Annotated in this window: 9 protein-coding genes; 5 read left to right on the top strand and 4 right to left on the bottom strand. The window is 40.5% G+C overall.

Annotated elements, in window-relative coordinates:
• Positions 1 to 18: 18 nt before the first annotated feature.
• Positions 19 to 846, bottom strand: a complete 828-nt coding sequence (locus tag ESV85_RS03740) for a tetratricopeptide repeat protein (RefSeq protein ID WP_146914886.1) — start codon at positions 844 to 846, stop codon at positions 19 to 21.
• 18 nt (positions 847 to 864) lie between these two features.
• Positions 865 to 1173, bottom strand: a complete 309-nt coding sequence (locus ESV85_RS03735; protein ID WP_057937110.1) for an HU family DNA-binding protein — start codon at positions 1171 to 1173, stop codon at positions 865 to 867.
• A gap of 145 nt (positions 1174 to 1318) precedes the next feature.
• Here ESV85_RS03735 and mutY point away from each other — a divergent pair, with 145 nt between their 5' ends.
• From mutY to ESV85_RS03710, 5 genes are all read left to right on the top strand, one after another.
• On the top strand, positions 1319 to 2392 hold the full coding sequence (gene mutY, locus ESV85_RS03730) for an A/G-specific adenine glycosylase (protein WP_146914885.1): 1074 nt from the start codon (positions 1319 to 1321) through the stop codon (positions 2390 to 2392).
• 45 nt (positions 2393 to 2437) lie between these two features.
• Positions 2438 to 2899 carry a single-stranded DNA-binding protein gene (locus ESV85_RS03725; protein ID WP_146914884.1) on the top strand — a complete coding sequence of 154 codons (462 nt, stop codon included), beginning with the start codon at positions 2438 to 2440 and terminating at the stop codon, positions 2897 to 2899.
• Positions 2900 to 2971: 72 nt separating this feature from the next.
• The gene (gene gldE, locus ESV85_RS03720; protein ID WP_146914883.1) at positions 2972 to 4321 is read left to right on the top strand and encodes a gliding motility-associated protein GldE; all 1350 of its coding nucleotides are present in this window, start codon (positions 2972 to 2974) and stop codon (positions 4319 to 4321) included.
• Positions 4322 to 4714: 393 nt separating this feature from the next.
• Positions 4715 to 9205: a glutamate synthase large subunit gene (gltB, locus tag ESV85_RS03715; protein ID WP_146914882.1), complete on the top strand. Its 4491-nt coding sequence runs from the start codon at positions 4715 to 4717 to the stop codon at positions 9203 to 9205.
• Position 9206: 1 nt separating this feature from the next.
• A complete protein-coding gene (locus tag ESV85_RS03710) occupies positions 9207 to 10685 on the top strand; it encodes a glutamate synthase subunit beta (RefSeq protein WP_146914881.1) in 1479 nt (492 codons plus the stop codon).
• A gap of 77 nt (positions 10686 to 10762) precedes the next feature.
• Here ESV85_RS03710 and ESV85_RS03705 read toward each other — a convergent pair whose 3' ends face one another.
• Both ESV85_RS03705 and ESV85_RS03700 read right to left on the bottom strand, forming a co-directional pair.
• Entirely contained in the window at positions 10763 to 11191 is a 429-nt protein-coding gene (locus tag ESV85_RS03705) for a Spy/CpxP family protein refolding chaperone (protein WP_146914880.1), read from the bottom strand.
• Positions 11192 to 11285: 94 nt separating this feature from the next.
• Positions 11286 to 12617 (bottom strand): NAD(P)/FAD-dependent oxidoreductase, encoded by a 1332-nt coding sequence (locus ESV85_RS03700; RefSeq protein WP_146914879.1) that lies wholly within the window; start codon positions 12615 to 12617, stop codon positions 11286 to 11288.
• Positions 12618 to 12755 lie beyond the last annotated feature (138 nt).

Raw genomic sequence — 12755 nt, 5'->3', positions numbered from 1 at the left:
AGTAGTGATACAAATAAATTATAGCTTTTCGAGATAGCTTTCGATACTTCCAAGGATCATTTCATCCTCGGTCATCGTTTTTACTTTCTCAAACTGAGCTTTCGCTTTGTTGTTTTGTTTGGCTTCGAAATAGCTCACACCTAAGTAAAACTGCCCCTGAAGATTGTCCGGGTGATATTGGATCAATTCTTCGAATCGCTCAGTGGCACGCTTGTACTGGCCTGATTGCATAGATAGTACGCCCATGTTGAACAGTCCATCCTCATTTTGCGGATCCTCTTCCAAGATCTCTCTTAGCATCGTGATTCCCTGCATTGGATTGGACGAGGACACATAAGTCATCGCTACCTTGGTTTTCAAATCCAAACGGGTGGGATCGTTTTCCAACACCTTGTTTAAATACTTTCGGGTCTGTTCGGCAGTGTAAGTTACTTTCTCCGGATATAGCGCAAAGCTGAATGCCTCATAATAGGCGTTTCCTGCTTTTTCTGCTAGTCCCATGTCCGACTGCTGATCTGCTGCCAAACTTAGATAATATCCTGCACTATCGTACTGCCCAAGTTCCTGATAAATCGCAGCAATATCTTCCGTTGAAGATTTCACTTCTTCTTTCGAAGAATTCTCAGCGATCTGAAGTTTCAGCGTATTTATCTGAAGTCTCTGATCAGGACTTAGCTCAGCCTCATGCATCGCTATGGGATCAGTGGATGTAGTAGAAGCGGATGAATTTTCCTGAGAAACTCCATCTGCCTTACTTTCATTATCCACGACCACACTAGGAAGGGCATACAATCCTCCGATTGCGATGATTCCTATTGCGATTAGTATGAGTTGAGATCTTTTCATGTCATAAACTCTTCGGACTTAGTCCTGAGGAGCTAGTTCCTTGATTTTTTTGCTGTTCTTGATCTTCTCTACAAACACCTTAGATGGCTTAAAAGCCGGGATGTAATGCTCGTCGATCACGATTGCTGTGTTTTTGGAGATGTTTCGGGCGATTTTTCTAGCTCTCTTCTTATTGATGAAGCTACCAAATCCTCTCACGTAGATGTTGTCTCCTTCGGACATTGAATCCTTCACTACTTTGAAGAACGCCTCAATGGCTTGTGTAACATCATCCTTTTGGATGCCTGTTTTGTCCGAAATCTTAGTGATTACTTCTGCTTTAGTCACTGTAATATTAATTTAGAAATTACGAAATAAGCTTAACGACCTATTAACCAAGTGTTTTTGGGACTGCAAATGTAAGACAACCATTGTAATTAAAAAACATATTCACAAAAATTAGCTTGATTTGTATGATAGATAATAATTGACCATGGATTACAAAACCACTGAATATCAGGCTTTTTCGCATCAAATACTAACTTGGTATCGTGAAAATCCAAGGGATTTACCATGGAGAGGAACGGATGATCCATACAAAATTTGGCTCTCTGAGATCATTCTTCAACAGACTCGCGTCGCGCAAGGGTTACCTTATTATTATGCTTTTTCGGAGACTTACCCTACGGTAAAGGATCTAGCTTTGGCACCAGAAGAGGAGGTTCTAAGACTATGGCAGGGGTTGGGTTATTATAGCCGGGCGAGGAATCTTCATGCTTGCGCAAAAACTATTTGGTTTGATATGAATGGTGAATTCCCCAAATCATACAGTGAACTTCTTAAATTAAAAGGCGTCGGCAGCTACACAGCTTCGGCAATTGCAAGTTTTGCCTATGGTGAAGTTAAAGCCGTAGTGGATGGTAATGTGTTTAGGGTATTAGCCCGCTACTTCGGGATCGAGACCGACATAGCAAGCTCAAAAGCCAAAAAGGAATTTGAAGCACTAGCTAATCAGATTATACCAAAGGATCAGCCGGGTGAATTTAACCAAGCAATGATGGACTTCGGTGCTAGGCTATGCACGCCCAAAAATCCAGGATGTGAATCATGTCCTCTCAAGTCTTCCTGCTTTGCGCTACTATATAATATGGTGTCAGATCTTCCCGTGAAAATTAATAAGGTAAAAGTAAGAGAACGTCATTTCCATTATTATGTAATCAAGTGCGGGGAAAAGTGGGTTTGGAAAAAACGAACTTCTGGAGATATCTGGGAAGGACTTTTTGATTTTCCTCAAGTAGAATCTAATGATGGCCTACCATCTATTCCAATGGAGATTCCCTCAGCTTATGAAGAAGAAACTCAACGATTTCCAAAAAATTACAGACACATATTGTCCCATCAGCGATTAAATGCTGTTTTCTCCGAAGTAGAAATAAGAGAAGAAAATTTGGAGGAGCTTGAAGATTGGTGTGAAAAGGAAGGTTTTATGCTCGTGGCAGAGGAAAAGATTGAATACCTGGCGAAGCCAAAGTTAATTGTGAACTTTTTGAACGATCAAGGGATTTGAGTACCTTCAAGTATTAGATTTTTTCAACCTTAAATTAAACTAATTATGGCAGGAGTAAATAAAGTAATCCTTGTAGGAAATCTCGGAGCAGACCCAGAAGTAAAGTATTTGGAAGGTGATAATGCTGTAGCTAATGTAAGCTTGGCAACAACAGAAGCTTACAAAAACAGAAATGGCGAAAGAGTAGAACAAACCGAATGGCATGACCTCGAACTATGGGGTGCACAGGCTAAAATAGCTGAGCAATACCTTAAAAAAGGTAGTCAGATCTACGTAGAGGGCAAAATAAAAACTGACAAATGGCAAGATGAGCAGGGTCAAAATCGCTATCGAACCAAAATCAGAGTCCTAAGTTTCACTATGCTTGGTGCCAAACCGGATGGAGCAGGAAGTCCTAGCGCTCCGCAGCAATCCACCCAACAAAGACCAGCATCGGCAGCACCTACATCAGCGCCTAAAGCACAAGAAATGGTTTCAGATACAGAAGATGATGATCTGCCATTTTAATAATCCATTCCCCTGGAAGCTATTTTCAGGGGAATTTTTTTTAATTTTGCATTAACCTTTACGGTTTAATACATGGACGATCCCTACCCGAGTTACAATTTACTCGCTCAGATTAGCACACCTTCGGTAAGCTACCTGATTTTAAATGGACTGCTTTTTATACTACTTTTAATAGGCTCTGCCCTAGTTTCAGGTTCAGAGGTAGCTTTTTTTTCCCTATCCAATGAAGACTTAGGGAACATCGAAGAAGAAAACACACCTCGTGGAAAAAAAGTAATAAGCCTGGTGGAATCTCCCAAAAAACTACTTAGCACTATCCTTATTCTCAATAACCTAATCAATATTGGGATAGTTACTCTGACCACATTTGTGACTTGGTCTATTTTTGGGATGAACGCAACCGGAATTATCATCATATTGATTCAGACAGTGGGAATCACTTTTGCCATTGTTTTCTTTGGTGAAATTGTACCGAAGGTTTACGCCAATAATGCCAAGGTTGAGTTTAGTCTCATCATGGCTCCTACCATAGTATTTTTCTCCTCAGTGCTCAAACCTATTTCGGTGTTTTTGATGGCATTTAGCAATCTTCTGGAAAAACGAATTGTAAAGAAAGGGTATTCACTTTCTGTAAATGAGCTAAATCAAGCATTGGAATTGACTACGGAAGATGCTGGAAATGAAGAACGAGAGATTCTCCGAGGAATAGTAAACTTCGGAACACTCACTGTAAAGCAAGTCATGCAAAGCCGCATGGATATCACAGCCATCGATATGGAAATGGATTTTCATGAATTGATGGACAAAATCAATAAAAGTGGATATTCCAGAATTCCCGTTTACGAAGAGACGATTGATAATATTCAAGGCATTCTTTATATCAAAGATCTTTTGCCATTTATCGAAAGAGACGAGGATTTTAAGTGGAATGAACTAATCCGAAAAAGCTTCTTTGTACCTGAAAACAAAAAGGTGGACACCTTGCTAAAGGATTTCCAGCTAAAGCGAGTGCACATGGCCATCGTGGTGGATGAGTATGGCGGAACCTCAGGACTGGTCACTTTAGAAGATTTAATTGAAGAAATAATTGGAGAAATCAACGATGAGTTTGACGACCATGACGATATATTCTTCCAAGAAATTGATTCCTCCACCTTTATTTTTGAAGGAAAAGTCTCACTGAATGATTTTTGTAAAAAACTTGATTTGGACTCACAGATATTTGAAGATGTCAAAGGCGAAAGCGAATCACTCGGGGGATTACTTCTGGAGCTTAATTCGAAATTACCTAAGAATGGAACCAAGATCAATTTTGAAGATTTCGAGTTTACCATTTTGGCAGTAGACGCCCGAAAAATCAAAAAAATAAAGGTTCACATCAATTCTTTGGACAAGGATACACTTGGTCCACATACAGATTGAGAAACAGTAAATTATAATATTTTTAGTTTAGCCTATTTTTCAGAATATTATTTTACGTGAAATTTAATGATCGCTGATTCGACGAGTCAACACTAAAATTCACAAAAAATAATTTTATTTTTTTTAGCAGTATTTTTCGAGATCCTAAAATCAAATGTTTCGCACTTTTTTTTTCAGATTTGAATTAAAAAGCACCCTATTTCATCAAATACTGCCATAAATTTTATTAGGCAGTTCAGTTTTTCACACCAAAAAGCCAATTGCCAAAATATTAAAAAAGTCAAAATCCATAAATAATAAGGCACTAAAGCAGCTGTTTTATTGCCGTAATTTTAATAGGACAATTTTTTTCTGTAATTTTTGGAAATTTTGAACCTAATAAATTCTATAAAAATGCAAGAAGGTTTGTATCGATCGGAGTTTGAGCATGACTCCTGCGGTATAGGTGCGGTTGTCGATCTGAGTGCAGTTCCCTCACATGAGACGATTAGCGATGCCTTATATATGCTGAGCAACATGGAGCACCGTGGCGGACGTGGATCTGATCCTAAGTCTGGTGATGGCGCCGGCATACTAATTCAGGTACCACATCAGTTCCTCAAGGATATTACTGCGCGTACAGAGATTGAGCTTCCTGAAGCTGGATCTTATGGTGTAGGCATGACGTTTTTCCCAAAGAATAAGCAGCTATTTCACCGCTCAAAAGAACTTCTCAATCAAGTGATTGAAGAGTTGGATTTTGAATTGATCGGTTATCGATCAGTGCCAGTAGACGAGACAGTACCCGGCTCTGGAGCATTGGAAGTGATGCCGAATATTGAGCAGCTCTTTGTCAAGCATAAAAAAGGGCTCACCGGTATCGAATTGGAGCGCAAGCTTTACGTGCTTAGAAACTACTCAACTTCAGAAATCAACACTAAGATTCCTGGCGTAAATCAGTCATTCTACTTTGCGAGCTTGAGCAGCCAGACACTTATATATAAGGGTCAGTTGCGAACTGATCAGGTGTTGGCTTTTTACAAAGACCTACAGAATCCAAGAATCGGATCCGCTTTTGCGATAGTTCACTCCCGCTTCTCTACCAATACGTTTCCTAACTGGAGACTAGCTCAGCCATTTCGTTTTCTTTCTCACAATGGTGAGATCAATACGATCAAGGGAAATCTGAATAAGATGAAGTCAAAGGAAAACCTCATGAAGTCAAAGTATTTCACTGATGAGGAGCTTTCCAGATTGATGCCAATCACCGACAAACAAAAGTCGGATTCAGCGAATCTTGATGCTATGGTGGAACTACTGACTTTGAGTGGTAGATCTCTTCCCCATGCCATGATGATGCTTGTGCCAGAAGCTTGGCAAGATAATGAGGTCATGGATCGTGATAGAAAATCATTCTATAAATTCCATGCTTCACTCGTTGAGCCATGGGATGGACCTGCTGCTTTGCTATTTACAGATGGAAAATCTGTAGGTGCTACGCTGGATAGAAACGGTCTTCGTCCATTGAGATACTTTATTACAAAGGATAATAGACTTATACTTTCTTCTGAAGCTGGAGCATTACCTATTCGTGAAGCCACTATTTTAGAGAAAGGCAGAATTAGTCCGGGAAGGATGATTTGGGCTGATTTGGAAAAAGGCCGAGTAGTTTTTGATGAGGAAGTAAAAGGAGAAATTTGCAGTAAGCAACCATACGAACAGTGGGTTGCAGATCAGCGAATCAAACTTCGTTTGGAAGATGACCCGAAAACACTGAAACATCCATATTCTACTGAGAATATTAAAAAACAGCAAACCATCTTTGGATATACTTCAGAGGAGCTGAAAGTGGTATTGAGCCCGATGGGCGACACTGCCTATGAAGCAATCGGCTCTATGGGAGCAGATACTCCGCTTGCAGTTCTTTCCAAAGAAAGTCAGCATATTTCCAATTACTTTAAGCAGCTATTTGCTCAGGTAAGTAATCCACCGATTGATCCTATTCGTGAGAGATTGGTCATGTCACTATTTACCCGTCTGGGAGTAGGGCAAAACATTTTGGAAGAAAGTCCAAAGCATACACGTCAAATCCATATTTCCCAACCAGTTCTTCTGAATGAAGATTTGGAAAAGATTAATAATATGGAGGGCCAAGGCTATAGGTGTGCTACGCTTACAAGTCATTTCCTTGCAGATCATAAGCCAGGAAGGCTTTTAGAAGCTCTTAATAAGCTTTGCGATGAAGCGGAAAAATCGATCAATGAAGGTAAAAATGTCATCATTATTTCTGACCGTAATAGCACTGTAGAATATGCACCTATCCCATCTCTATTGGCGATAGGAGCAGTTCACCATCACTTAGTCAAAAAGAAAATCCGAACTAGTGCCGGCTTGGTATTAGAATCTGGAGATATTCGCGAAACTCATCATTTCGCAACTGCAATTGGTTACGGAGCATCAGCAATTAATCCATACATGGCCCTAGAATCACTTCTAGATATGTATCAAAAAGGTGAACTTCCAAACCCAAAAAGTCAGAAGAAACTATTCTCAAACTATCAATCTGCGATAGGAAAAGGACTGCTTAAAGTACTTTCTAAAATGGGAATCAGTACACTTCAGTCTTATCAAAGTGCGCAAATCTTCGAAGCTTTAGGTTTAGGACCAGATGTAATTGACAGATGTTTCAAAGGCACAATCTCTAGAATCAGCGGAATTTCATTTAATGAATTAGCTGAGGAAGTATTGATTCGTCATAGAGCAGCTTACGAGACAGAATCGCCGATACTAGAGCAAGGTGGAGTGTATCAGTGGAAAAGAAGAGGTGAAAAACACTTGTTTAATCCTGAAACAATCCATTTGCTTCAGAAATCGACTCGCTTAAATGATTACGGGATGTATAAGAAATTTGCATCCAAAATCAACGAGCAAAGCAAAGATGCCTTGACGTTACGAGGCTTATTCGAGTTCAAAAACCGTATTTCTGTACCAATAGACGAAGTAGAGCCAGCATCTTCCATCATGCGGAGATTTGCTACTGGCGCCATGTCTTTTGGTTCGATTTCTCACGAAGCTCACTCTACTTTGGCGATAGCCATGAATAGAATGGGTGCTAAAAGTAACTCTGGAGAAGGAGGAGAAGATGAAATTCGATTTGCCAAAAAAGAAAATGGAGACTGGGAGCGCTCAGCTATCAAGCAAGTAGCTTCTGGTAGATTCGGCGTTACGAGTAATTACCTGACGAATGCTGCCGAACTTCAAATAAAGATGGCTCAAGGAGCTAAGCCTGGAGAAGGCGGTCAGCTTCCTGGACATAAAGTAGATGATTGGATAGGTAGAGTAAGACATTCTACTCCTGGAGTAGGATTGATCTCACCTCCACCACACCACGATATTTATTCCATTGAAGATCTAGCTCAGCTGATCTATGATCTAAAGAATGCGAATAGAAAAGCAAGAATCAACGTTAAACTAGTTTCTCAAGCTGGAGTAGGAACAGTGGCAGCAGGTGTGGCAAAAGCTATGGCTGATGTGATCCTGATCTCAGGCGCTGATGGTGGTACAGGAGCATCACCGTTGAGTTCTATTCGACATGCTGGCTTACCATGGGAACTTGGGCTTTCTGAAGCTCATCAGACTTTGGTAAAAAACAACCTCCGTAGCCGAGTAGTATTGCAAACCGATGGTCAGCTTAGAACTGGTCGCGACCTTGCAATTGCGACACTTTTGGGAGCTGAAGAATGGGGGATTTCCACTGCTGCTTTAGTAGTAGAAGGATGTATTATGATGAGAAAATGCCATCTGAACACTTGTCCAGTAGGTATTGCAACACAAAATCCAGACTTAAGAAAGCTATTTACCGGTGATCCTGATCACGTAGTGAATTTCTTCCAATTCCTTGTTCAAGATCTTAGAGAGATCATGGCCTCGCTTGGCTTCCGCACCGTGAATGAAATGGTAGGACAAAGCAACGTCCTTCAATCTACTGGTCATTTGAATCACTGGAAGTGGGATAAAGTGGACTTAAGTCCGATTTTCCACAAAGTGGAAGTTCCAGATCACGTAGGTATTCACAAGCAAATCGATCAAGAATTTGAACTGAAGAGAGTATTGGATCGGCAGTTAATAAAGGCTGCGCTTCCTTCACTTGAACAAGCTTTGGCTTCTTCAGGTAGCTTCTCTATCAAGAATACTGACAGATCTGTAGGAGCAATGCTTTCCAACGAAATCTCCAAAATATATGGTAGCCCTGGATTGCCTGAGGATACGATCAACTTCAAGTTCACAGGTTCTGCTGGTCAGACTTTTGGAGGATTCCTTACCAAAGGAGTCAATTTCGAACTAGAAGGGGAGGCAAATGATTACTTCGGAAAAGGACTTTCAGGAGGAAAATTGATCATCTACCCTAGTAGAAATGCCAAATTTGTTCCAGAAGAAAACATCATCATTGGTAACGTAGCGTTCTACGGAGCAACGTCCGGTGAAGCATACATCAACGGAAAAGGTGGCGAGAGATTCTGCGTTAGAAACTCTGGTGTACAGACAGTAGTAGAAGGAATTGGAGATCACGGTTGTGAATATATGACTGGTGGATTAGTAGTGAATCTCGGAGAAATAGGTAGAAACTTTGCCGCTGGAATGAGCGGTGGAATAGCTTATATTCTTAAAGAATACATTACTGAAATCAACCCAGAACTAGTAGATATAGATAACCTGGAGGATGAGGATGTCAACACGATCAAAACATTCATCAAAAGACATGTAAAACTGACTAGATCGGGTTTAGGAACTAAATTCCTTGATGATTGGGATAAAACCAAAGAGAAATTTATCAAGGTAATTCCAAGAGATTATAAGGCAGTTTTAGAGAAAAGAGCATTAGAACAATCAAAATCATTGGCGTAAAATGGGAGCGAAAGAAGGATTTATTCAATTCAAAAGAGAAACCCCGGTTACCCGTGACGCGAAAGCTAGAATAGGTGACTACAAGGAAATATATGAGCCTTTTGCAGGCGAAAAATTAAATAATCAGGCAGCTCGATGCATGGACTGCGGTGTTCCGTTTTGTCACAATGGCTGTCCATTGGGTAATGTAATTCCGGATTTCAACGATGCGGTTTACAAAAACGAATGGGAGCAAGCGATCAATATATTAAGGAGCACAAACAATTTCCCTGAGTTTACTGGGAGAATTTGTCCTGCTCCATGCGAAGCTAGCTGTGTATTGGGAATTAATAAAGACCCAGTTGCAATCGAATTAATCGAGAAAAATATAGCTGAAAAAGCCTATGAACTAGGCCTGATCAAAGCGAATCCTCCAAAAACAAGAACTGGAAAGTCAGTAGCCGTAATTGGCTCAGGCCCTGCAGGACTTGCTGCGGCTGATCAGCTAAATCAAGCTGGTCATGAGGTGACGCTTTTCGAAAAAGATTCCAAGCCTGGAGGATTACTTCGATTTGGTATCCCGGATTTCAAGCTTGAAAAATGGGTAATTGATCGCCGTGTCGATTTCATGAAACAAGAAGGAGTAATTTTCACCTGCAATACAGAAATTGGTTTCAATATCAAGGCAGAAAATATCCTAAAAAACTTCGATGCTGTAGTACTTTCTACTGGAGCTGGACAACCTAGGGGATTAAATATCAAAGGATCGAATGCCACAGGTGTTCATTTTGCGATGGAATTTCTTGGTCAGCAAAACAAAGTTGTGTCTGGCGAGATCGAAGAAAATCCAATCTCAGCCAAAGGAAAGCATGTGATTGTAATTGGCGGTGGTGATACAGGAAGTGATTGTATTGGTACATCCAATCGACATGGAGCGGCATCCATCACACAACTAGAGCTTTTACCGAAACCTCCACAGCAAAGAAATACGCTTAACCCTTGGCCAGAATGGCCTATGACTTTGAGAACTTCGAGTTCTCATGACGAAGGTGCTGAGCGAGTATTTTCGGTTCTTACAAAGGAGTTCACGGTTAATGCCGAAGGTCAAGTGACAGGCTTAAGTCTAGTTGATCTAGAATGGGTGCACAAAGATGGACGTATGGTCTTCGAAGAAATCCCTGGCACAGAACGAACAGTCCCTTGTGACTTGGCATTCTTGGCTATCGGATATACTGGTCCTGCTCAAAATGGATTGCTAGAAGCATTTGGTGCAGACACGATGGAGAATACACTTCCAAAGTCTAAAAATTACCAAAGCACTAATTCAAAGGTATTCCTAGCAGGAGATATGCGCCGTGGTCAATCTTTGGTTGTATGGGCTATTTCAGAAGGTCGTGAAGCCGCAGTAAAGGTGGATGAGTTCCTAATGGGAGAATCTACCCTACCTCAAAAAGACGAATCATTCTTCCAGGTAGAAGAGCACATTTCAGATATAGACTAAAAAGTTTTGCTATAATAAAACAAGAAGCCATCCCGATTACTCAGGGTGGCTTCTTTTGCTAAACGGTACATAGCGAATTAATTACCTCCTCTTTTCCCTCTTCGAGGATCAGCTTCAATCTGTGCATTTGGTCTGCCTCTGCGGCGATCATCCATTCTTTCCGCTTTGATTTCAGTCCACTTTGCTCTTTGCTCCTCAGTCAAAACGGCTTGGATTTTAGCATCCTGCTCTTTCAATTCAGCTCTCTTCGCATCCATTTCAGTTTTTCGGGCATCCATTTCAGCTTTTCTTTCAGCCATCTCAGCCTCATTCTTCTTAGCATATTCTAAGTTGATAGCTAAGATTTGCTTTTTCTGAGCATCAGTTAGCTTAAGTTCCTCCGCCATGCGTTCAGTATTTCTATTAGCTCTCTCCTCCGCACTTGGTCTTTCTCCTCCATTTCTTTGTGCAAATGTGCTCAGGCTGACCATTACCATCAAACCCGTAGCGAAAATCCATTTTTTCATGTGTTCTGTTTTTTAGTTACATGAATTAGACCATGCATTGGCATATCAGTTTAATCTGATCTAGATGACTTTTTGTTAACAAATCTAAATCAGACTACCTCTCCTCTGTTAATTCCTTCCGTTCGCTAGGCCTTACAGCCTTCGGCTTAATCAGCAACCTTAGGCTAGGATCAAAACTCAGGTAGTTCCAAGACCAATCTAGGAATATGAACACCTTATTTTTCACCCCAAGAATAGCCATCAAGTGAACAAAAAGCCAGGTAAACCAAGCCAGTATCCCCTGAAACTTAATGAATGGTAAATCAACCACTGCAAGCTTTCTTCCCACAGTTGCCATAGACCCTAAATCTTTATATGTAAAAACCTTCTTCTCCTTACCTTCTTCTATTTTGTGAAGGTTGTGAGCAAGACAAACTGCCTGTTGAATTGCCACTTGAGCAACTTGAGGATGGCCTTTAGGATATTCCTCCTGAGTCATCAAACTGATATCACCAAGTGCATATACTCCTTGGCATCCTTTTATTTCTGAAAAGTCGTCGACGAAAATTCTTCCATTTGGAGCATAATTGTCAGCCTGCAACCCTCCTATTCTATTTGGTTTAATGCCAGCTGCCCAAAGCAAGGTCTGGGTTTGAATAGGTTCATTGTCTGCCAGTAGTACTTCATTTCCATCGTAATTTTTCACCATGGTATTCAGCATCACTTCTACTCCTAGGTTCAGAAGATATTTCAACGCACTCTCTTTAGACTCTTTGGACATGGCACCGAGCAATTCCGGCCCTGCCTCTATGAGTACAATCTTCATATTGTGAAAATTGAGTTCCGGATAATCCTTGGGGAGTACATTATTTCTCAAATCTGCCATGGCACCAGCTAACTCTACTCCTGTAGGGCCTCCACCCACTATTACTACATTCATGAGAGATTTACGATCTTCCGCTTTCTCAATATTAATAGCTCGTTCGTAATTCGAAATTATCTTATTACGGATATATAGGGCCTCAGATACCGTTTTCATCGGAGAAGCAGAATCTTCTATGTTTTTATTTCCAAAGTAATTAGTGTCAGCACCCATCGCCATTATTAGATAACTGTAATCTATATAGCCCATATCTGTAAAGAGGCGCTTGATTTTCGGATCAAAGTGATCAACTTGAGCCATTCGGAAAGTCACATTTTTCGATCCGTGAAAAATCTTTCGAAGTGGAAATGAAATAGCACTCGGTTCCAGTCCAGCAGTGGCAACTTGATAAAAAAGTGGCTGGAACTGATGATAGTTATGCTTGTCGAGCAAAATCACCTGAAATTGTTTATTCATCAACTTCATAGCAAGCTTTAACCCTCCAAATCCAGCGCCTACAATGACTACTTTTGGTAAATCAGATTTAGGAATATTTGGAAGTGGAGTTGAGAGAAATTCCGACATGTTTGAAATGTTTTTTAGTCGAGTTGATTTAGAAAAATGTCACTATAAAAATGGCATACTTTCCAACAAAAACTAGATATAGAATAGTTCTAATTCTAGCCAAACCAAAAGAATTGCTAATTTTACCACCCTAATATT

It is taken from the genome of Algoriphagus aquimarinus (assembly GCF_007997215.1).
GTDB classification, from domain to species: domain Bacteria; phylum Bacteroidota; class Bacteroidia; order Cytophagales; family Cyclobacteriaceae; genus Algoriphagus; species Algoriphagus aquimarinus_A.
The sequence above is the reverse complement of the archived record's forward strand: the minus strand, read 5'-3'. Positions and strand labels throughout refer to the sequence as shown.

Bases quoted from the DNA above. Each gene is read 5' to 3' on its own strand.
- ESV85_RS03740 (WP_146914886.1), bottom strand. From the start codon at position 846: ATGAAAAGATCTCAACTCATACTAATCGCAATAGGAATCATCGCAATC.
- mutY (WP_146914885.1), top strand. From the start codon at position 1,319: ATGGATTACAAAACCACTGAATATCAGGCTTTTTCGCATCAAATACTA.
- ESV85_RS03725 (WP_146914884.1), top strand. From the start codon at position 2,438: ATGGCAGGAGTAAATAAAGTAATCCTTGTAGGAAATCTCGGAGCAGAC.
- gldE (WP_146914883.1), top strand. From the start codon at position 2,972: ATGGACGATCCCTACCCGAGTTACAATTTACTCGCTCAGATTAGCACA.
- gltB (WP_146914882.1), top strand. From the start codon at position 4,715: ATGCAAGAAGGTTTGTATCGATCGGAGTTTGAGCATGACTCCTGCGGT.
- ESV85_RS03710 (WP_146914881.1), top strand. From the start codon at position 9,207: ATGGGAGCGAAAGAAGGATTTATTCAATTCAAAAGAGAAACCCCGGTT.
- ESV85_RS03705 (WP_146914880.1), bottom strand. From the start codon at position 11,191: ATGAAAAAATGGATTTTCGCTACGGGTTTGATGGTAATGGTCAGCCTG.
- ESV85_RS03700 (WP_146914879.1), bottom strand. From the start codon at position 12,617: ATGTCGGAATTTCTCTCAACTCCACTTCCAAATATTCCTAAATCTGAT.